Genomic DNA, 19,831 nt, shown 5'->3' on the forward strand with positions numbered 1-19,831 from the left:
CATGGCCTGGGCACAGAACGCCGCGGTGGTACTGGAGAACGAGCACGTCCTGCTGCGGCCGGTCGCCGAGACCGACCGCGAGGCCGTACGGGCCGTCGCGATGGACCCCGACATCTGGCGGTACTTCGTCTCCGCCGTCGAGACCGACGCCGACTTCGAGAAGTTCTTCGACACCTGCCTGGCCGACCAGGCCGCGGGGCGTCGCGTCGTCCACATCATCACCGACAAGGCCACCGGCCGGGTCGCCGGCAGCATGAGCTACGGCAACATCGCGGAGGCCGACGCCCGGGTGGAGATCGGCTGGTCCTGGCTGGGCCGCGACTTCCGGGGGCAGGGCATCAACCGCTGGGCGAAGTACCTGCTGCTGGAGCACGCCTTCGAAAAACTGGGTGCCGAGCGCGTGGAGTTCAAGACCGACATCCTCAACACCCAGGCCCGCCGCGGGCTGCGCAACATCGGCGCGGTGGAGGAGGGCACCCTGCGCAGCTACAACTTCATGCCCGGCGGGCGCCGCCGCGACGCGATCTTCTACAGCGTGCTGCGCGCCGAGTGGCCCCGGGTGAAGGACGAGCTGGCCACGAAGCCGAAGGTCTCCCAGCTGGACGCCGTCGGATGAGCGAGGGCGTGGGCATACCTCTCGTCCGTGCGTCGGGCGGCCCCTTCGCCGCCGGACGGGCCCATGGTGAAGCCCTCGCCGGTCCGTTGCGCGCCTTCCTCGACGACTCGCTCTGCCGGCTGAACAAGGTCATGCCGGAGCCGGTCTCGCTGGACGGTCTGCTGCCGTCGATCGCCGCCTACGAGGCGGCGGTCGCGGCGGCCGCGCCGGACCTCGCGGAGGAGGTCGCGGGCCTCGCGGAGGGGGCCGGCATCCGGCCGGAGGAGGCATGGCTGCTGCAGCTGCGCCGGGAGATCATGGGGTACCGCAAGGTGCCCTCGGCGGGCGACTGCACGACGTACGCCCGCACCGGCGCGGGCGGGCCGGTCCTCGCACAGACCGTCGACCTCAACGGCAACCTCGACGACCACATCAGCGTGCTGGAGGTCGGCCGCACCGGATCGGCACGCCGCTCGCTCGTCCTCAGCTTCGGTGGCCTCCTCGGCTACCTGGGCCTGAACAGCGACGGCCTCGCGGTCGGTCTCAACCTGGTCCTGGGCGGCGACTGGCACCCGGGCGTACCGCCCTACCTCGCCATCCGGCACCTGCTGGACACGGCGCGGGACGTGCCGCAGGCCCTGGAGATCCTGCGCGGCCTGCCCCTGGCGAGCTCCCGCACCCTCGTCCTGTGCGACCGGCAACGGACCGTCGTCGTGGAGGCCCTGGGCGACGAACTGCGGGTCACCGAGGGTGCCGAGACGGTGCACACCAACCACTTCCTGCACCCCGACTTCGTCCCGTTCGACGAGATCAACGTGTTCGCCCGCAACTCCTCGGTGCGCAGGCTGAAGGCGGCCACCGCCGGGCTCGACGACCTCGCGCCGGGGTGCGGGGCCGAGGAGCACTTCGCGCTGCTGTCGACGCCGCCGATCTGCGTGCCGGACCGGGGGGACATCCGCGGCGAACGCACCGTCGCCGCCGTGGTGATGTTCCCCGACCGCGGCGAGCTGCACGTACGCCCCGGAGACCCCTCGCTCTCCGCCACCCAGGTCTTCGGCCTGTAGCGGCCGGGCGGCCCGGAGAACGGGGTGAACGGGGAGAACGGGGAGTACGGAAGGAGGTGGGAGCCGTGGACGTGTGGCTGGTGGACCTGGACGGGGACGGCGACGGACCGGCCGGGACTGCCGGGAGCACCGCGGCCGGCGGCCCCGCGCCGCCCGGCCGGGCCCGGCTCACGGAGGAGGAGCAACAGCGCGGCCGGGCCTTCCTGGACGCGACGGCCGCCCGCCGGTTCCGCCGCTCCCGGCTGGCGGTGCGCGACCTGCTGGGCCGGTGGGTGGGGGTGCCGCCCGCGGAGCTGCGCCTCGCGTACACGCCGCTGGGCAAGCCGTATCTGCCGGACCATCCGGGGCTGCACGTCAGCTGGTCCCGGTCCGGCCCCCTGCTGCTGGTCGGCGCGGCCGGCAGCGGGCCGCTGGGAGTGGACATCGAGCGGCTGCGGCCCGTGCCGGCCGCCCTGAGCGTGCTCGCCACGGTGTACCCGGCGCTGCCGGCCGCGGCCGGGCCCGCCGCGTTCTTCCCCGCGTGGACGCTGCTTGAGGCGTCGGTCAAGGCGACCGGGCGGGGCCTGGACCGCGGAGCGCGGGAGGTCCGCCTCGGCTTCGCTCCCGGCGGCGGGGTGGCCCTGCGCGGCATCTCCGGGCACGGGCCGCGCCCCTGGCACGGCCGTACGGCACCGCTGCCGGCGCGCGACGGCACGCCGGCGGCCGTCGCGGCCGTCGTCACTCAGGGCGGGCCGGTGCCGCCGGACGCCCTCCGGCGGTGGCCCACCGCGTATCCATGGCGCCGTGCCACCCCGGCCCGCACCGACGCGACCGAAAGCGAGCGGACATGACCGGAGCAGCCCGGAACCACCCCGGCGGACGGCTCCGCCTGCACGTCATCGCCCCGCACATCGCGGCGGCCGACCTGGCCGCCGGTGTCTCGCGGGTGCTGACCGGCCGGGACAGCCCGCCGACGTGCTGGCATACCGGTACCTACGGTCAGGTCGTGCGGTCGGCAGGCGTCACGGCCGAGCTGACCGCCGCCTGGGACGGACCAGAACTGCGGCTGACCTGCGAGGATGCCCGGTCCTTCGCACCGCGGGCCGGGCAGCTCCTGGCGGAGATCGCCGCGGCGGCGGCCGGTGCCGGCACCGGCCGGCCCTCGCCGGCGTCCGCCGACCGGCCGGCCGATCCGCCCGCGCGACCCGGTCCACCCACGAAGCACGGTCCACCCGCGCGGCCCGGTCCGAACCGCGACAGCATCGCGTACCGGGCGTGGGAGGCCCTCATGGCCTACTGGGAGGTGCCCGGAGCGGCGCGCGCGGAGATCGTCGCGCCCGGCGTGCTGGCCGCTCCGGACGCCCTCGGCGAACCCCTCTTCGTCTTCGACCACGTCGGCCCGCCGGTGCCACCGGCCGGCTGGCTGCTGCGCTCCTGGTACGCGCCCGACACCGGCGTCCACCACTTCTCGGCGCCGCCCTCGCCCGCCGGCCCCCGCCTGAAGGTCGGCTCACCACGCCCCGCGGAACGGAAACGCGCCGCCGAGCTGCTGCGTACCTGGCGCGCCCTGACCGCCGAGCTGACCGCGGCGCCCGGCTCGCCGCTCGCCGCCCTGCCCGTTCCGCCGTTGCGGTGCGTCCTCGGGGAGCGGCACCTGTCCGGCGCGTGAGAACGGTGGCGGTTCGCCGGTTGTCGGTGCCATGCGCTTGCATGGACGCATGGACGACACGAACGACACCACTCTGCGCACGGCGGCCGACACCGTGCTCGCCCGCCTCGTCGGCGACGACACCGGCAGGGCGCGGCTGCGCGAGGACCAGTGGCGGGCGATCGAGGCGCTGGTCGCCGACCATCGCCGGGCGCTGGTGGTGCAGCGCACGGGCTGGGGCAAGTCGGCGGTGTACTTCGTGGCGACCGCGCTGCTGCGGCAGCGCGGCAGCGGGCCGACGGTGATCGTCTCGCCGCTGCTGGCGCTGATGCGGAACCAGGTCGAGGCCGCCGCGCGCGCCGGCATCCGCGCGCGGACGATCAACTCCTCCAACACCGAGGAATGGGACACCGTCCAGGCCGAGGTGGCAGCGGGCGAGGTGGACGTGCTGCTGGTCAGCCCGGAGCGGCTGAACAACCCGGACTTCCGCGACCAGGTACTGCCCAAGCTCGCCGCGGCGACCGGCCTGCTCGTCGTCGACGAGGCACACTGCATCTCCGACTGGGGCCACGACTTCCGCCCCGACTACCGCCGGCTGCGCACGATGCTCGCGGACCTGCCGCCGGGCGTCCCGGTGCTGGCCACGACGGCGACGGCCAACGCCCGGGTGACGGCCGACGTGGCCGAGCAGCTCGGCACGGGCGGCAGCTCCGACGCGCTCGTGCTGCGCGGCCCGCTCGACCGCGAGAGCCTGAGCCTCGGCGTGCTCCGGCTGCCCGACGCCGCGCACCGGATGGCGTGGCTCGCCGAGCATCTGAACGACCTCCCGGGCTCCGGGATCATCTACACCCTCACGGTGGCCGCCGCCGAGGAGGTGACGGCCTTCCTGCGGCAGTGCGGGCACCCGGTCGCCTCGTACACCGGCAAGACCGAGAACGCCGACCGCCAGCAGGCCGAGGAGGATCTGCTCGGCAACCGCGTCAAGGCGCTGGTCGCCACGTCCGCGCTGGGCATGGGGTTCGACAAGCCCGACCTGGGCTTCGTCGTCCATCTCGGCTCGCCGTCCTCCCCCATCGCCTACTACCAGCAGGTGGGCCGCGCCGGCCGCGGTGTGGAGCACGCCGAGGTCCTGCTGCTGCCCGGCCGCGAGGACCAGGCGATCTGGGAGTACTTCGCGTCCATCGCCTTCCCGCCGGAGGAGCTGGTCCGCCGCACGATCGACGTACTCGCCCAGTCCGAGAGGCCGTTGTCGCTGCCCGCGCTGGAGCCCCTGGTGGAGCTGCGCCGCTCCCGTCTGGAGACGATGCTCAAGGTCCTCGACGTGGACGGCGCTGTCCGGCGGGTGAAGGGCGGCTGGACCGCCACGGGGCAGCCGTGGACGTACGACGCGGAGCGGTACGCCTGGGTGGCGAAGCAGCGCGAGGCGGAGCAGCAGGCGATGCGCGAGTACGCCGCGACGTCCGGCTGCCGGATGGAGTTCCTCCAGCGTCAGCTGGACGACGAAGGGGCGGCGCCGTGCGGGCGCTGCGACAACTGCGCGGGGCCGCGGTTCACCACGGACGTCTCCCCCGCCGCACTGGACGCGGCGCGCGGCGAGCTGGGCCGGGCGGGCGTCGTCGTGGAGCCGCGGCGCATGTGGCCGACGGGACTGCCGGCGATTGGCGTCGACCTCAAGGGGCGCATCCCGGCGGGTGAACAGGCGGCCGCGGGGCGGGCGCTCGGCCGGCTCTCGGACATCGGGTGGGGCAACAGGCTGCGACCGCTCCTCGCCCCGCAGGCTCCGGACGGTCCGGTGCCCGCCGACGTGCTCGACGCGGTGGTCGGCGTGCTGGCCGACTGGGCGAAGGGGCCCGGCGGCTGGGCGAGCGGCGATCCGGACGCGCCCGCGCGGCCCGTCGGGGTCGTCACGATGGCGTCGCACACCAGGCCGCAGTTGATCGAGTCCCTCGGTGCCCGGGTCGCGGAGATCGGCCGCATGCCGCTGCTGGGCTCGATCGCGTACGCGGCCGGGGCCGACGACGCGCATCTGCCGCGGTCGAACAGCGCGCAGCGGCTGCGTGCGCTGAGCGGGGCGCTGACCGTACCGCCGCCGCTCGCCGAGGCGTTGGCCGCCGCGGACGGCCCGGTGCTGCTCGTGGACGACGCGACCGAGACCGGCTGGACGCTGGCGGTGGCCGCACGGCTGCTGCGCCGGGCGGGGGCCGGCGGCGTTCTGCCGCTGGTACTCGCAGTGCAGAGCTGACCGGGGCGGGGCTCCGGGGCACGGCTGCCGGGCGTTCGGTCCGTCGCACCGGGGAGGGCGGTCCGTCCGGGGGCGGCGACGGGCGCCCGGTGGGGAACGGTGTTTCCGCCGGTGCTCGTTGTGCCCGTTGTGCGCGAGGAGCCGGTGCGGCGGTGTGCGCTTCGCCGGACGGCTGAGCGGGAAGGATGAAAGGGACGCACCCCGACGACTCCGGAACGCCGCGGCGCATTCTGCATTGCCGCAAGCGTGTACGACCGCGAGAATCGTGGTGCTTCCCCATTCCGGCCGTCCGCGGCTCCCAGGGGTGTGTCGTGGTGCGACGCTGCGCCCGGCCGCCCCGGTACCGCCGCGTCGACGAAGGGAGGACCGTGACCTTCGGCATCACTCCGCCCCTGACCGCGTCCCCGCCTTCCTCCGCCACGTCGGCCGCCAGGCTGGGCCGCATGCTGGAGCCCTCCGAATGGGCCGCGGCGGGAATTCCCGTGCTGAGCAACGCGCGTGAGGTCGTCACCGGCCTCCACGACCGGCATCTGCCCGGCCCCTCCACCGCCGTGGTCGCGGTGCTGGACCCCGGGGAACGGGTGACGGCCAGCGCGTCCTTCGTCCTGCGTACCGACGCCCCCGACGGCTGGGAGTTCCGCAACGCACTGCTGGCGCAGCTGCGCCGGGTGACCCCGCACGATCTGCGGCTGCGCGCACCGGTACGGACGGCCGTGCTGCTCTACTGCCGCGACGGCGAGCCGTTGTGGACGGAGGCGGACGGCGCCTGGATGTGGGGACTGCGTGACGCCTGCACCCTGCACGGGCTGCGCTGCGGCCCGTACATCACGCTGACGCGCGACGGCTGGCAGGTGTTCGGCGAGGGCCCCGGCGGGCGGCGGCCGTACATCGGCTCGCGGCCGGAACAGCCTCGGCTGTCGGGACCGGCCCAGAGGCCGCCGTCACCGAGCGGACGGCACGACGGCGGTGTCACCACCGGAGCGCCGCGGCGCTCGCGAGGCGGCTCGGCGGAGGCCCACCGGCGCACGGCGGCCCGCTGACCGCACGGGCACCGGGCCACGGACACCGGGCCGTCCCCACCGGGGGCGTCCCACCGGGCCGTTCCACCGGCGGCGGGCCCGGGAGCCCGGCGCGGCCGGACGCGGTCGCACCGCAGGGTGGCGGGCGGCGGCGGGCGGTACGGAGCGAGCCCGGCGGCCGTGACCGACCGGTCCGGGTCGCTCCGAGCCGGCTCGCTTACGCCGACGCCCCGATGAGGGCGTTGATGCGCTGCGGGTCACCGCAGACGACCAGCAGGGCGCCGGCCCGGGCCATGGCGGCGGGCAGGGCCTTGGCGACCGCCTCGTCCGAACCGCCGTTGACCGCGACGACGACCACGGGGCGACCCGTGGCACGCTCGGCGTCGGCAGCCGCGTAGAAGACGTCGTCACCGGCGTCGTGCTGCGCCCAGTAGGACGCCTCGCCGAAGGACAGCTCGTGCGCGGCCCAGGGGTGCCGTTCGCCGGTGGTCAGGACGAGCACCTCGCTCGGGGCACGTCCGGAGTCCAGCAGCAGGTCGACCGCCTCGTCGGCGGCGTCGACGGCACCGTCGGCCGGCGCGGGGATCAGCTGCAACTGCGCTTCGGCAGCGGCGGCGGCACCCGGCGCGGACGACTTGGGAGCCGTGCGCTGCGGAGGCGGGGCGGCGGCCGGTCCACGGGAGGGGCCGGGCTTGCCGGGGCGGGCACTGGCCGCGGGAGCGCCGCGCGGAGGCGCGGGGCGGGGGCCGGGACCAGGTACGGGACGGGGGGTCGACGCGGTGCGGCCGGCGGCCGGAGTTGCGCGGGGACCCGGGACACTCTCGTGAATCTGAGGCTCCTCGGGGATGAGAGGCATGAAGTGATGTCTATCAAACGTAGGTACGGAACATGTCAGGGGGTACCGGATTCACATCCGAACCGCTCAGAAGTCGAAGCCGAGTTGGCCACCGGCCTCCAGAGCGGATGCTTCGGGGGTGACACGCACCTTCTTCAGGTGCTGCCAGCGGGGCAGCGCGTCCATGTAGGACCACGACACCCGGTGGTGCGGGGTCGGCCCCCACTCCTCCAGCGCGGCGCGGTGCACCGGCGAGGGGTAACCGGCGTTGTCCGCGAAGCCGAAGTGCGCGTGCTCCAGGCCCAGTTCGGCCATCATCGCGTCGCGCTGCACCTTCGCGATCACGGAGGCGGCGGAGACGGCGATGCAGGACTGGTCGCCCTTGATGACCGTACGGACCTTCCAAGGCGCGCCGAGGTAGTCGTGCTTGCCGTCGAGGATGATCGCGTCCGGCCGTACGGGGAGGGCCTCCAGCGCGCGAACGGCGGCCAGCCGCAGAGCGGCGGTCATGCCCAGTTCGTCGATCTCCTCGGGGGCGGCGTGTCCGAGGGCGTGGCAGGTGACCCAGTCGCTGAGCACGGCGGCGAGTTCGTCACGGCGCTTGGGGGTCAGCAGCTTGGAGTCGGTGAGTCCGTCGGGCGGGCGGCGCAGTCCGGTCACGGCGGCGCAGACGCTCACCGGGCCGGCCCAGGCTCCGCGCCCGACCTCGTCCACTCCTGCGATGATCTTGGCGCCGGTCGTGGCGCGCAGCGATCGCTCGACCGTGTGCGTAGGGGGCTCGTAGGGCATGGCGCCAGACAGAGTACGCCCCCGCCCGCCGACGGCTCGCACCGCGGGTACCTCTCGTGCGATTCGTCCCGCACGGGAGGTGTCCGCACCGTCCGGAACGGGGTGCGGAAGACCTTCGCGCGGCGCCCGCTGGGACTTCGTACGCATGCCCTTGACCTTCGGACGGCGGCCACCGGCCCGTGACATCACGGACCCGCTGCCGCCACTTCTTCTCGATACGACCGGCCCGACGTGACCGACCCAATGCCACCGGCTCGGCGGCACCGGCTCGACGTCACCGGCACGGTCGGCGGTCCCGGCCGGGGCCGGCCCTGCGCACGGCAGGCTCTCGGGCCCCGGTGGTGCCGGGGATGTCAAGGGTACGCCGTACGGGGGTCAGGCGGGACGGGACGGCATCCAGGACGGGAGGTCCTCGGTCCGCTCCAGCCACTCCTGCGGCGGCGCACCCTCCGGCCCGGCACCCACGATGCCCCCGACGATCGCGCAGGTGGTGTCCACGTCACCGCCCGCCCGGGCCGTGGTCCAGATCGCCTGCTCGTAGTCGCCGAGGTGCCGCGCCGCGGCCCACAGGGTGAACGGCACGGTGTCGTGCGCCGTGGTCCGCCGCCCGCAGCCGAGCACCGCGGCGACGGTGCTCGCGTCGCCGTAGTCGAGCATGTCGCGGGCGCGGCGCAGCCCCGCCTGGACGGCGCTGCGCGGGATGAGCTCCAGGACGGCGTCCAGCAGCGCCTCGGGGCCGGTGGTGCGGTCCGGGCCGGCGACGACCGCGGCGGCGGCCGCGACCGCCATCGCCCCGACGACCGCCTCGCGGTGCTGGTGGGTGACGTACGCGGAGATCTCCGCCTGGTGCGTGGCCTGCTCGGGGTCGTCGGCGTACCAGGCGCCCAGCGGGGCGATGCGCATGGCGGCGCCGTTGCCCCAGGAGCCCCGGCCGTTGAAGAGCGCCGAGGCCAGCTCGCGCCAGTCCTCACCCTCCCGCACCTGCCGGAGCAGACGGTCCACGGCGGGGCCGTACGCCCGGTCCACGTCGTGGTGCTCGGCGAAGGAGCGGGCGAGCGCGTCCTGGTCGACGCGGCCGTGCCCGGTCAGCACGGCCAGCACGGAGGCCGCCATCTCGGTGTCGTCGGTCCACCGCCAGGGAGCCGGCGGCAGGGCACGGCTCTTGAGCGCGGGGTAATGGGCGGGCACGAAGAACTGGGACCCCAGGGCGTCGCCCACGGCGAGCCCCCGCAGGCTCTCCAGGGCCCGCGCGAAGCGCTCTGCGTCACGGTGATCGGCGGTCATCGAGTGCACTCTAACCGGTGCTGCCGTAGGACTGCGGTGTACACCAGTGCTCGAAGGGCCGGTCTAGGCGGTACCGCCCGTCCGGTCCCAGCAGCAGGGTGCGGTGGTCGGCGTTGTGCGGATTGGACAGCGACTCGAACTCGGCGACGGTCCAGTGGAACCACCGCATGCAGAACAGCCGCATGGTCAGCCCGTGCGTGACGATCAGGACGTTCGGCGGGTGGTCCGGCGCCTCGAAGCTGCGCCACAGGCTCTCCAGGAAGGCGCCGACCCGGTCGTAGACGTCGGCGCCCGACTCGCCCTGCGCGAAGCGGTAGAAGAAGTGGCCGTAGGCGTCGCGGTAAGCCTTCTGGAGCCGTACGTCGTCCCGGTCCTGCCAGTTGCCCCAGTCCTGCTCGCGCAGCCGCGGCTCCTCGCGCACCCGGACCAGGTCGGTGTCCAGACCGAGCGCCTGGAACGTCTGGTGCGTACGACGGTAGGGGGAGACGTACGCGGATATGCGCTCGCTCCCGAACAGGGCCCGCAGCCGCCCGCCGGCCTCCTCCGCCTGCTTGATGCCGCGCTCCGTCAGACTCAGGGCATGATCCGGCTCCCGCTCGTACACCGTGTCGTCGATATTGCCGTCGGACTCTCCATGCCTGATGAGGACGATGCGTCGGGGGCGTGCCATGCCGCCAGCCTAAAACGCGGCGTCGGGCCGTGCCCGGGGCGCCACGGCCCCACAGCGAGCGGAGCCCGGACACCGAAAAGAACCGAGTGAACATCGTCGCCTCCCCCGAGGCCGCACCGGGCGGCCGAGCGAACGTAATGCAACCGGTGTTGCGTTACGATGTCCATGATGACACACCGTAATCACTAACGCAACTGGAGTAGTCTTTGCCTGTCGAGGACGAGACCGCGAAGACCGGGCGGGGCGCCGGCACCGCCCAGCCGGGCACCCGGCGGCCCGGCGGCCGCACCGCCCGCACGCGGACGGCCGTCCGCGACGCCGTGCTGGCCGGCCTCACCGAACACGGCTACTCCGGCCTGACCGTCGAGTACGTCGCCGAGCACTCCGGCGTGCACAAGACGACGCTGTACCGCCGCTGGGGCGGGGTCGACGGGCTGATCGCCGACACCCTCGACCTGGCCGGCGAGGACCGCTGGACCCCGCCCGACACGGGCTCGCTCGACGGCGACCTGCGCGCCCTCGCGACGGAGGTGCTCCAGTCGTTCACCGACCCCACGACCGCGGCGCCCAGCTCCGCCGTGATCGCCGCAGCCTTCCCCTCCGAGCGGGCCGCGGCGGCGCTGCGCGCGTACTACACGGAAAGATTCGCGCGCTGCGAAGCGATCGTGGACCGCGCCGTCGCACGCGGCGACCTGCCCGGCCCCCGCTCGGCCCTGGACGCCGGCGCGCTGGTGCGCGCGCTCGCGGCCCCTCTCTTCTTCCGGCTGTTCATCACGCGTGAGGGACTGGACGAGAAGGACACCGAGCAGGCCGTGGCGCTGACCCTGGCGGCGGCCCGGGCGGGAGTGTTCACGACGGGCGAGTGAGGACGAGCGCCCCGGCCGGACCGCTCCGCGGGCAGGGCTGCCCGCGGTGGCGCCGGCCGCCCCACGGCGCTCAGACCGTCCAGGACGGTTCCAGGTCGACCACGTCGCCCGTGACGCCCGCGACATCGGCGGCGAACTGGGCTCTCAGCGCCAGCCGCTCCAGCCGTTCGGGGCGGTACTTGCCGCGCTCGGCCGCCGACTGCCAGAGCGAGAGGACCAGGAACTCCTCCCCCGGAGCGCGCCCCAGCAGGCCGCGCAGCATCCCGGGAGAGCCCGCCATCGCGGGGTTCCAGACCTTCTCCTGCATCAGCTTGTAGTGATCGACGCGGTCCGCCCTGACCTGGCAGTACGCGAGCCGCAGCACATCGGCGTCGGCGAAGACGGGACTGAAGCCGACCTTGACGTCCAGCTCGTGCTCGAAGAGCCGGGTCTGGCCGTTCTTGTACGTGCCGGTCTGGGCGGCGGCCAGGCGGTCGTGCGATCTCGCCATGAACGAGTCGTAGAACGCCCTGCTCTCCCAGAAAGCCACGAGATGCGCGACGCCGGGCCGGGTACGGCTCCACCCGCCGCCCTGCCCTCGGAAGCCCGGCTCACCGAGCAGCCCCGCCCACTTGCGCTGCCCCCGCTCGAACCCCCGACGGTCCACCACGGTGCAGCGAATCCACTTGACCAGCACCGCGCCATCGTACGGCCCTGGTGTCCCTCGCGTTACTGCGCGTCACAGAACGCACACCTCAACTCACGTGTACGGCGCCCGGAGTTCCGGCGCACGTTCCGGTTCGGGCTCCGGCGTACGTCCCGATCACCCCCGCGCGCCCGGCGGTTGTCAGTGGCGGCGGTTACGCTCCGGGCAAATCACCGCACTGCGTGTCGCACCGCCGTGGCAGCATGGGTGACTCATGTGAAGCAGCAGGTTGGGTAAGTCTGGGGAAGCAGCCGGTGGTTGGCCGCCGGAGCGGTCTCCGCCGGAAGACGGGCGGCAGACGGGCGGCTCCGGCCACGGTGCCCAGGTCCGAGGAAGGGAAGACCGGTGAGCAGTCTCAACAAGGGGATCGACAAGGCCGAGGTCACGCTGAAATGGGACCCGAGCCCCCAGGGTGAGCCCGCCAACGACCTCGACATCATCGCCGCGACGTACCTCAAGGACTCCGTGTGCGGCGAGCCCGACTACCTCGTGCACTTCGACCAGCGCTCCCCCGACGGCACCATCACCCTGAACCGGGACAGCAGGACCGGCCAGGGATTCGGCGTGGACGAGGCCATGACGCTGGAGTTCTCGCGGCTGGCGGACCGGTACGGCCGGGTGGTGGTGGGCGTCGCCATTCAGCAGCGGAACGGCGGCCGGACCTTCGGCGACATAGCGAACACGGTGGTCCGCGTCCTCGAAGGCTATGACGAGCTGGCCAAGGACGACTTCGGTGCGGTCGCCGGCTCCACCGCCGCGGTGGTCGCGGAATTCGTGCGGGACGACGACGGCGAGTGGCGGTTCAAGAACGGGGTCCGCGGGTTCGGCGGCGACCCCGAAGAGTTCGCCTCGTGGATGGGGCGCGGGCCCGCCGCGAGCTGATGCCGGCGGGAAACGCCGAGGGCGGTGGCGGCGAGACCTCGCCACCACCGCCCTCGGCGGTCACCTCAAGCCCCGGAGGGGCTCATCGTCAGCTGCAGCCGCTGGTGGAGCCGCAGCCCTCGCAGAGGTAGCAGCTGCCGGCGCGCTGCATCTTCGTGCCGCAGGAGAAGCACAGCGGGGCGTCGGCGTTGATGCCGAGCTGCATCTCGACCAGCTCCGCGTTGGTGTGCGCCTGCTTCGGGGCCGGCGCCGCGGTCTCCTCGACGACCTCCTCGGTGGAGGTCGGCGCGGACGTCGCCGGGGTCAGCGGGGCCGACTGGGCCAGGCCCTGGATGTCCAGCTCGTCCTCGGCCGGCTCGTACGAACCGGTCTCCAGGTGACGCTGCCGCTCCTCGACGGAGTGGATGCCGAGCGCCGAGCGGGTCTCGAAGGGCAGGAAGTCCAGCGCCAGGCGGCGGAAGATGTAGTCGACGATCGACTGCGCCATCCGCACGTCCGGGTCGTCCGTCATACCGGCCGGCTCGAAGCGCATGTTGGTGAACTTCGAGACGTAGGTCTCCAGCGGCACGCCGTACTGGAGGCCGACCGAGACCGCGATGGAGAAGGCGTCCATCATGCCCGCGAGGGTCGAGCCCTGCTTGGACATCTTCAGGAACACCTCGCCCAGACCGTCGTCCGGGTAGGAGTTCGCGGTCATGTAACCCTCGGCGCCGCCGACGGTGAAGGAGGTGGTGATGCCGGGACGGCCCTTCGGGAGACGCTTGCGGACCGGGCGGTACTCGACGACCTTCTTCTCGGCGACCGGCTCGGCCTTCTTCTCCTCCTCCTTCTTCTTGGCGGAGAGCGGCTGGCCGACCTTGCAGTTGTCGCGGTAGATCGCGAGCGCCTTCAGGCCGAGCTTCCAGCCCTGGAAGTAGACGTCCTCGATCTCCTCGACGGTGGCCGACTCCGGGACGTTGACCGTCTTGGAGATCGCGCCGGAGAGGAAGGGCTGCGCGGCGGCCATCATGCGGACGTGGCCCATCGCGGAGATGGAGCGCTCGCCCATGGCGCAGTCGAAGACCTCGTAGTGCTCCGGCTTGAGGGCCGGCGCGTCGATCACGTTGCCGTGCTCGGCGATGTGGGCCACGATCGCCTCGACCTGCTCGGGCTGGTAGCCCAGGCGCTTGAGGGCCTTCGGGACCGTGTTGTTCACGATCTGCATCGAGCCGCCGCCGACGAGCTTCTTGAACTTGACCAGGGCCAGGTCCGGCTCGACGCCCGTGGTGTCGCAGTCCATCATCAGGCCGATGGTGCCGGTGGGGGCCAGCACGGAGGCCTGCGCGTTGCGGAAGCCGTTCTTCTCGCCGAGGCGGAGGACGTCCTGCCAGGCCTCGGTGGCCGCGGCCCACACCGGGGTGTCCAGGTCGTCCATGCGCTTGGCGTCGCCGTTGGCGTCCGAGTGCTGCTTCATGACGCGCTTGTGGGCGTCGGCGTTGCGGGCGTAACCGTCGTACGGGCCGACGACCGCGGCCAGCTCGGCGGAGCGCTTGTACGAGGTGCCGGTCATCAGGGAGGTGATGGCACCGGCGAGCGCGCGGCCGCCGTCGGAGTCGTACGCGTGGCCGGTGGCCATCAGCAGGGCGCCGAGGTTGGCGTAGCCGATGCCCAGTTGGCGGAAGGCGCGGGTGGTCTCACCGATCTTCTCGGTCGGGAAGTCCGCGAAGCAGATGGAGATGTCCATCGCGGTGATGACCAGCTCGACGACCTTGGCGAAGCGCTCCGCGTCGAACGACTGGTTGCCCTTGTCGTCGTCGCGCAGGAACTTCATGAGGTTGAGCGAGGCCAGGTTGCACGAGGAGTTGTCCAGGTGCATGTACTCGCTGCACGGGTTCGAGGCGGTGATCCGGCCCGACTCCGGCGAGGTGTGCCAGTGGTTGATGGTGTCGTCGTACTGGATGCCGGGGTCGGCACAGGCCCAGGCCGCCTCGGCCATCTTGCGGAAGAGACCCTTGGCGTCGATCTCCTCGATGACCTCGTTGTCCATGCGGCCCCGCAGGCCGAACTTCGAACCGGTCTCGACCGCCTTCATGAACTCGTCGTTCACGCGGACGGAGTTGTTGGCGTTCTGGTACTGGACGGACGTGATGTCGTCGCCGCCCAGGTCCATGTCGAAGCCCGCGTCGCGCAGCGCGCGGACCTTCTCCTCCTCCTTCACCTTGGTCTCGATGAAGGCCTCGACGTCCGGGTGGTCCACGTCCAGGACGACCATCTTGGCGGCGCGGCGGGTGGCGCCGCCCGACTTGATCGTTCCGGCGGACGCGTCGGCGCCGCGCATGAAGGAGACCGGGCCGGAGGCGTTGCCGCCGGAGGACAGCAGCTCCTTGGAGGAGCGGATGCGGGAGAGGTTCAGGCCGGCACCGGAGCCGCCCTTGAAGATCATCCCCTCTTCCTTGTACCAGTCGAGGATCGACTCCATGGAGTCGTCGACGGAGAGGATGAAGCAGGCGCTGACCTGCTGCGGCTGCTTCGTGCCGACGTTGAACCAGACCGGCGAGTTGAAGCTGAAGATCTGGTGCAGGAGGGCGTACGCCAGCTCGTGCTCAAAGATCTCCGCGTCGGCCGGGGAAGCGAAGTAACCGTTCTCCTCGCCGGACTTCCGGTACGTCTTCACCACGCGGTCGATGAGCTGCTTGAGGCTCTTCTCCCGGTCCGGGGAGCCGACCGCGCCACGGAAGTACTTGCTTGTGACGATGTTGACCGCGTTCACCGACCAGGAGTCGGGGAACTCGACGCCACGCTGCTCGAAATTGACCGAGCCGTCGCGCCAGTTGGTCATGACGACGTCACGGCTCTCCCACGCCACCTCGTCGTACGGATGCACGCCGGGGGTGGTGTGGATGCGCTCGATACGCAGACCCTTGCTCGCCTTGCTGCCCTTGCGGGAGCCTCGCGCCGGGCCGCTCGTCGTCTCTGTCATGCCGCCTCCCTGTACGGGCGTAAACGCCCTGATGTGCACACTTCTTCCCGTGGCACGGTGTATGTCTTGCTGCGCCGGGGCTCCTGCTCAGCTCCGGCGAGGTCTGGGCCGCGCGCCGACTCAGTCGGCGGCGGGGGCGGGCACGGGGACCGCCGAATTCTCGGCCTCCCCGCAGTTCCCGCAGGCTTGCGAGGGCGGCCGCTGCTCACGCAGCTCCGCGATGGCCGCCTCGAAATCGTCGAGCGAATCGAACGCCCGGTACACGCTCGCGAAGCGCAGGTACGCCACGAGATCCAGCTCCTGAAGCGGGCCCAGTATCGCGAGCCCGACGTCGTGGGTGGACAGCTCGGCGCTGCCGGTCGCGCGGACCGCCTCCTCGACCCGCTGGCCGAGCTTGGCCAGCGCGTCCTCGGTGACCGGCCGGCCCTGGCACGCCTTGCGCACGCCGGCGATGACCTTGTCGCGGCTGAAGGGCTCGGTGACCCCGCTCCGCTTGATCACCGTGAGTGACGCCGTCTCGATCGTCGTGAACCGCCGGGAGCAGTCGGGGCACTGCCGGCGGCGGCGGATCGAGGTGCCGTCGTCGGTGGTGCGGCTGTCCACGACCCGGCTGTCGGGGTGCCTGCAGAAGGGGCAGTGCATGGCTTCACCCTCCTCACCCTCGAAAACGGACGTACGCCACGTCGTCCGACGTACGACTAATAGCCCGGACAGGGCCCGAACGGGGGCCTCCGGAGCGACCACAAGCATAGGCGATCCGCAGGCCGAAGAAGACCATGGACCACAACGTCTGGTGGCTGTCGCCCATCCAAGCACTACATGTGGTGCCGGGCGAGAAAATGCACACACCGCGTGTCGCGGCGGCGCGGCAGCCACGAGCGTACGTGAGACCCCCCGGTGGCCGCTCCCGAGGGGCGGCAATGACAGACTTGGGCAGGTCACGGCGGCGCGTCGTGATCGTCGCGGAACCACTGACGGAACAGGCACCCGCCGCGGAGAATTCCCGGCCGGAACGGTACCGTAATGCCCGTTATCGCCTTTCGGACGCCTGTCGGCTATACACCCGATCCCCTGATCAGGTCAGCTAATCCGCGAATTTTCACTCGAACGTGTGTTTGGCGCAACCTTTCGAAAGCAACTACCGTTGGCTAACTAGGGAGAACATTCCGAGAGGGGCCGACGTGACCACCACCGCAGACAGCGCCATCATCGCCGCACAGAGCCACTCCCAGGGCCGCTTCGAGCCGACACAGAAAGCACCCATGGAAGAGGCCACGATGAACCCGGAGGGCCAGAAGCCGGCGCGCTCGCTGCCCGGTCGTCCCCCAGGAATCCGCGCGGACAGCTCCGGTCTCACCGACCGGCAGCGACGGGTGATCGAAGTCATCCGGGACTCCGTCCAGCGCCGCGGGTACCCGCCGTCCATGCGCGAGATCGGCCAGGCGGTGGGGCTGTCGAGCACGTCGTCGGTGGCGCACCAGCTGATGGCCCTGGAGCGCAAGGGCTTCCTCCGCCGCGACCCGCACCGGCCGCGTGCGTACGAGGTCCGCGGCTCCGACCAGCCGGCCGCGGCCCCCGCCGACACCACGGGCAAGCCCGCCGCGTCGTACGTCCCGCTGGTGGGCCGGATCGCCGCCGGTGGCCCCATCCTCGCCGAGGAGTCCGTCGAGGACGTCTTCCCCCTCCCCCGGCAGCTGGTGGGCGACGGCGAGCTCTTCGTCCTGAAGGTCGTCGGTGACTCCATGGTCGAGGCCGCGATCTGCGACGGCGACTGGGTCACGGTCCGCCGCCAGCCGGTCGCGGAGAACGGCGACATCGTCGCCGCGATGCTGGACGGCGAGGCCACGGTCAAGCGCTTCAAGCGCGAGGACGGCCATGTGTGGCTGCTCCCGCACAACGCCGCGTACCAGCCCATCCCCGGCGACGAGGCGACCATCCTCGGCAAGGTGGTGGCGGTCCTCCGCCGCGTCTGAGCACCACGACCGCCCCGCGGCGCCTCCCCCCGGAGCAGACCGCTCCCCGGAGCCGCCCGCGGTGAACGCAACGGGCCCCGTGTACCGATCGGTATACGGGGCCCGCGTGTGTGGGGCCTGCGTGAGCGCCGCGTGTGGGCGCAGGTCCCGCGGGGGCGGCGGACGGCGTGCGCCCCGGATCGCGGCCTGCCCACGTCCTGGACCGTCGGGCCGTGTACGTACGAGGCCGTCGGGCGGCGGGCACCCTGAGTGCCCTCTCCGCCGGCTCAGCGGGGTCTCTCCGACCCCGGTTACGCGTCAGCCGACCGCAGGCTCCTCGACGTCCTCCGCATCCGCCTCAGCGGCCGTTCCGGCCTTTTCGGATGCCTCCGCCGCCTGGGCGGCCGCGTCGATCGCGGCCAGGGAGCGGCGGACCTGGTTGCGGTCGGTGGTGTACCAGAAGCCGGGCATCGAGGCGCGCAGGAACGAGCCGTACCGCGCCCGCTCGACCCTCGGGTCGAGGCAGGCGACCACGCCGCGGTCCCCGGAGGCGCGGATCAAACGGCCGGCGCCCTGTGCCATCAGCAGCGCCGCGTGCGTCGCCGCGACCGCCATGAAGCCGTTGCCGCCGGCCTCCTCCACGGCCTTCTGGCGGGCGCTCATCAGAGGGTCGTCGGGGCGCGGGAAGGGCACCCGGTCCATGACCACCAGCTGGCAGTTCGCCCCGGGCACGTCCACGCCCTGCCAGAGCGACAGCGTCCCGAACAGGCACGTACGGGGATCCGCAGCGAACGCCCGGATCAGCTCGCCGAGCGTCTCCTCGCCCTGCAGCAGGATCGGCACGTCCAGGCGGCCGCGCAGCTCCTCGGCGGCGGCCTGCGCGGCCCGCATCGAGGAGAACAGCCCGAGCGTCCGCCCGCCGGCCGCCTCCACCAGCTCCGCCAGCTCGTCCAGCATGTCCGTACGGGTGCCCTCGCGCCCCGGCTGGTTCAGGTGCTTCGCGACGTACAGAATGCCCTGTTTCGCATAGTTGAACGGGGAGCCGACGTCCAGTCCCTTCCAGGGCGGCACGTCCTCTCCCTGCGTGCCCTCGGGGGCCAGGCCCAGCGAGGCCGCGACACCGTTGAAGTCGCCGCCGAGCTTGAGGGTCGCGGAGGTCAGCACGACCGAGCGGTCGTCGAAGAGCTTCTCGCGCAGCAGCCCGGACACCGACAGCGGGGCGACGCGGAGCGAGGCGCCGAAGCGGTCGTGCCGCTCGTACCAGACCACGTCGTACTCGGAGCCGTTCGCGATCCGCTCGGCGACCGCGTGCACGTTCTCCACGGAGGCCAGCGCCTGCTTGCGGACGGCGTCCTCGTCCTGGACGGACTTGTCGCGGGTCGACCCGAGCGCCGAGATCACCGTACGGGCGGCGTCCCGCAGCGCCATCAGGCAGTACCCGAGGTCCTCCGGGATCTCCTCCAGGCGGCCGGGCAGGGCCAGCTCCATCAGCCGCTCGAAGGTCTCGGAGGCGGTCTGCAGCTGGTCGGCGGCCTTCTCGTTGACGAGCTTGGCGGCCCGCCGCACCGCGCGGTTGACCTGGCCCGGCGTGAGCTCGCCCGTCGCCACGCCGGTGACCCGGGAGACCAGCTCGTGGGCCTCGTCGATGATCAGTACCTCGTGCTGCGGCAGGACCGGCGCGCCCTCGATGGCGTCGATCGCGAGCAGCGCGTGGTTGGTGACCACCACGTCGGCGAGCTTGGCCCGCTCGCGGGCGGCCTCGGCGAAGCACTCCGCGCCGTACGCGCACTTCGACGCGCCCAGGCACTCCCGCGAGGACACCGAGACCTGGCCCCAGGCCCGGTCGGAGACGCCCGGGGTGAGCGCGTCCCGGTCGCCGGTCTCCGTCTCGTCCGCCCAGTCCCGCAGCCGCAGCAGGTCCTTGCCGAGCTTGCTCGTGGCCGTGGCCTGCTCGAAGGGGTCGAACAGGCCCTCCTCCTCGTCCTGCGGCACGCCCTCGTGCAGGCGGTGCAGGCAGAGATAGTTCGACCGGCCCTTGAGCATGGCGAACTGCGGGCGGCGGCGCAGCTGCGGATGCAGCGACTCGACCGTACGCGGCAGGTCGCGCTCGACCAGCTGGCGCTGGAGCGCCAGGGTGGCCGTAGCGATCACCACCCGCTCGCCGTGCGCCAGCGCCGGCACCAGATAGCCGAGGGACTTTCCGGTGCCGGTGCCGGCCTGGGCGAGCAGGTGCGTGCCGCTGTCGACGGCCTCGGCGACCGCCTCGGCCATGGCGACCTGGCCGGGGCGCTCGGTGCCGCCGACGGCGGTGACGGCGGCATGGAGCAGTTCGGGGAGGGAGGGCTTCGTCATAGCGCTGCCA

The 19,831-nt window shown here is 72.5% G+C and carries 17 protein-coding genes; 9 read left to right on the forward strand and 8 right to left on the reverse strand.

The window, feature by feature from the left end; genetic code table 11:
• Window position 1 precedes the first annotated feature (1 nt).
• The 6 genes from ABZ840_RS26890 to ABZ840_RS26915 all read left to right on the forward strand — a co-directional run bounded on the left by ABZ840_RS26890 (window position 2) and on the right by ABZ840_RS26915 (window position 6,568).
• Window positions 2–616, forward strand: a complete 615-nt coding sequence (locus ABZ840_RS26890) for a GNAT family protein (RefSeq protein WP_361563016.1) — start codon at window positions 2–4, stop codon at window positions 614–616.
• An 8-nt stretch (window positions 617–624) separates the two neighbouring features.
• Window positions 625–1,659, forward strand: coding sequence for a C45 family peptidase (locus tag ABZ840_RS26895; RefSeq protein ID WP_361563018.1), 1,035 nt, complete (start codon window positions 625–627; stop codon window positions 1,657–1,659).
• A 65-nt stretch (window positions 1,660–1,724) separates the two neighbouring features.
• The gene (locus ABZ840_RS26900) at window positions 1,725–2,489 is read left to right on the forward strand and encodes a 4'-phosphopantetheinyl transferase superfamily protein (protein ID WP_361563019.1); all 765 of its coding nucleotides are present in this window, start codon (window positions 1,725–1,727) and stop codon (window positions 2,487–2,489) included.
• Window positions 2,486–3,307: a hypothetical protein gene (locus ABZ840_RS26905; RefSeq protein WP_361563021.1), complete on the forward strand. Its 822-nt coding sequence runs from the start codon at window positions 2,486–2,488 to the stop codon at window positions 3,305–3,307. Before ABZ840_RS26900 ends, ABZ840_RS26905 begins: the two co-directional genes overlap by 4 nt.
• A gap of 49 nt (window positions 3,308–3,356) precedes the next feature.
• The gene (locus ABZ840_RS26910; RefSeq protein ID WP_361563023.1) at window positions 3,357–5,528 is read left to right on the forward strand and encodes a RecQ family ATP-dependent DNA helicase; all 2,172 of its coding nucleotides are present in this window, start codon (window positions 3,357–3,359) and stop codon (window positions 5,526–5,528) included.
• A gap of 368 nt (window positions 5,529–5,896) precedes the next feature.
• On the forward strand, window positions 5,897–6,568 hold the full coding sequence (locus ABZ840_RS26915; RefSeq protein WP_361563025.1) for a hypothetical protein: 672 nt from the start codon (window positions 5,897–5,899) through the stop codon (window positions 6,566–6,568).
• A 196-nt stretch (window positions 6,569–6,764) separates the two neighbouring features.
• Here the strand turns inward: ABZ840_RS26915 and ABZ840_RS26920 are convergent, their stop codons facing one another.
• From ABZ840_RS26920 to ABZ840_RS26935, 4 genes are all read right to left on the reverse strand, one after another.
• A complete protein-coding gene (locus tag ABZ840_RS26920) occupies window positions 6,765–7,403 on the reverse strand; it encodes a hypothetical protein (RefSeq protein WP_361563027.1) in 639 nt (212 codons plus the stop codon).
• Window positions 7,404–7,469: 66 nt separating this feature from the next.
• Entirely contained in the window at window positions 7,470–8,171 is a 702-nt protein-coding gene (locus ABZ840_RS26925) for a ribonuclease HII (protein WP_361563028.1), read from the reverse strand.
• A gap of 375 nt (window positions 8,172–8,546) precedes the next feature.
• Window positions 8,547–9,455, reverse strand: a complete 909-nt coding sequence (locus tag ABZ840_RS26930) for an ADP-ribosylglycohydrolase family protein (RefSeq protein ID WP_361563030.1) — start codon at window positions 9,453–9,455, stop codon at window positions 8,547–8,549.
• Window positions 9,456–9,465: 10 nt separating this feature from the next.
• On the reverse strand, window positions 9,466–10,125 hold the full coding sequence (locus ABZ840_RS26935) for a histidine phosphatase family protein (protein ID WP_361563031.1): 660 nt from the start codon (window positions 10,123–10,125) through the stop codon (window positions 9,466–9,468).
• Between the two features lie 206 nt (window positions 10,126–10,331).
• Here ABZ840_RS26935 and ABZ840_RS26940 point away from each other — a divergent pair, with 206 nt between their 5' ends.
• On the forward strand, window positions 10,332–10,991 hold the full coding sequence (locus ABZ840_RS26940; protein WP_361563033.1) for a TetR/AcrR family transcriptional regulator C-terminal ligand-binding domain-containing protein: 660 nt from the start codon (window positions 10,332–10,334) through the stop codon (window positions 10,989–10,991).
• Window positions 10,992–11,061: 70 nt separating this feature from the next.
• Here ABZ840_RS26940 and ABZ840_RS26945 read toward each other — a convergent pair whose 3' ends face one another.
• Window positions 11,062–11,667 carry a YdbC family protein gene (locus ABZ840_RS26945; RefSeq protein WP_361563035.1) on the reverse strand — a complete coding sequence of 202 codons (606 nt, stop codon included), beginning with the start codon at window positions 11,665–11,667 and terminating at the stop codon, window positions 11,062–11,064.
• Between the two features lie 354 nt (window positions 11,668–12,021).
• Here ABZ840_RS26945 and ABZ840_RS26950 point away from each other — a divergent pair, with 354 nt between their 5' ends.
• Window positions 12,022–12,558, forward strand: coding sequence for a TerD family protein (locus tag ABZ840_RS26950; RefSeq protein WP_361563037.1), 537 nt, complete (start codon window positions 12,022–12,024; stop codon window positions 12,556–12,558).
• Between the two features lie 88 nt (window positions 12,559–12,646).
• On the opposite strand, the gene ABZ840_RS26955 is transcribed toward ABZ840_RS26950, so the two are convergent.
• Both ABZ840_RS26955 and nrdR read right to left on the reverse strand, forming a co-directional pair.
• On the reverse strand, window positions 12,647–15,517 hold the full coding sequence (locus ABZ840_RS26955; RefSeq protein WP_361563039.1) for a vitamin B12-dependent ribonucleotide reductase: 2,871 nt from the start codon (window positions 15,515–15,517) through the stop codon (window positions 12,647–12,649).
• Window positions 15,518–15,637: 120 nt separating this feature from the next.
• Window positions 15,638–16,159, reverse strand: coding sequence for a transcriptional regulator NrdR (gene nrdR, locus ABZ840_RS26960; protein WP_361563041.1), 522 nt, complete (start codon window positions 16,157–16,159; stop codon window positions 15,638–15,640).
• Window positions 16,160–16,698: 539 nt separating this feature from the next.
• Here nrdR and lexA point away from each other — a divergent pair.
• On the forward strand, window positions 16,699–17,490 hold the full coding sequence (gene lexA, locus ABZ840_RS26965) for a transcriptional repressor LexA (protein ID WP_361563043.1): 792 nt from the start codon (window positions 16,699–16,701) through the stop codon (window positions 17,488–17,490).
• Window positions 17,491–17,787: 297 nt separating this feature from the next.
• On the opposite strand, the gene ABZ840_RS26970 is transcribed toward lexA, so the two are convergent.
• Window positions 17,788–19,821 carry an ATP-dependent DNA helicase gene (locus tag ABZ840_RS26970; RefSeq protein ID WP_361563044.1) on the reverse strand — a complete coding sequence of 678 codons (2,034 nt, stop codon included), beginning with the start codon at window positions 19,819–19,821 and terminating at the stop codon, window positions 17,788–17,790.
• Between the last annotated feature and the right edge of the window lie 10 nt (window positions 19,822–19,831).

The organism is Streptomyces sp. NPDC047117, assembly GCF_040643545.1.
Lineage (GTDB): Bacteria > Actinomycetota > Actinomycetes > Streptomycetales > Streptomycetaceae > Streptomyces.

Bases quoted from the DNA above. Each gene is read 5' to 3' on its own strand.
- ABZ840_RS26890 (WP_361563016.1), top strand. From the start codon at position 2: ATGGCCTGGGCACAGAACGCCGCGGTGGTACTGGAGAACGAGCACGTC.
- ABZ840_RS26905 (WP_361563021.1), top strand. From the start codon at position 2,486: ATGACCGGAGCAGCCCGGAACCACCCCGGCGGACGGCTCCGCCTGCAC.
- ABZ840_RS26910 (WP_361563023.1), top strand. From the start codon at position 3,357: ATGGACGACACGAACGACACCACTCTGCGCACGGCGGCCGACACCGTG.
- ABZ840_RS26920 (WP_361563027.1), bottom strand. From the start codon at position 7,403: ATGCCTCTCATCCCCGAGGAGCCTCAGATTCACGAGAGTGTCCCGGGT.
- ABZ840_RS26925 (WP_361563028.1), bottom strand. From the start codon at position 8,171: ATGCCCTACGAGCCCCCTACGCACACGGTCGAGCGATCGCTGCGCGCC.
- ABZ840_RS26930 (WP_361563030.1), bottom strand. From the start codon at position 9,455: ATGACCGCCGATCACCGTGACGCAGAGCGCTTCGCGCGGGCCCTGGAG.
- ABZ840_RS26935 (WP_361563031.1), bottom strand. From the start codon at position 10,125: ATGGCACGCCCCCGACGCATCGTCCTCATCAGGCATGGAGAGTCCGAC.
- ABZ840_RS26955 (WP_361563039.1), bottom strand. From the start codon at position 15,517: ATGACAGAGACGACGAGCGGCCCGGCGCGAGGCTCCCGCAAGGGCAGC.
- nrdR (WP_361563041.1), bottom strand. From the start codon at position 16,159: ATGCACTGCCCCTTCTGCAGGCACCCCGACAGCCGGGTCGTGGACAGC.
- ABZ840_RS26970 (WP_361563044.1), bottom strand. From the start codon at position 19,821: ATGACGAAGCCCTCCCTCCCCGAACTGCTCCATGCCGCCGTCACCGCC.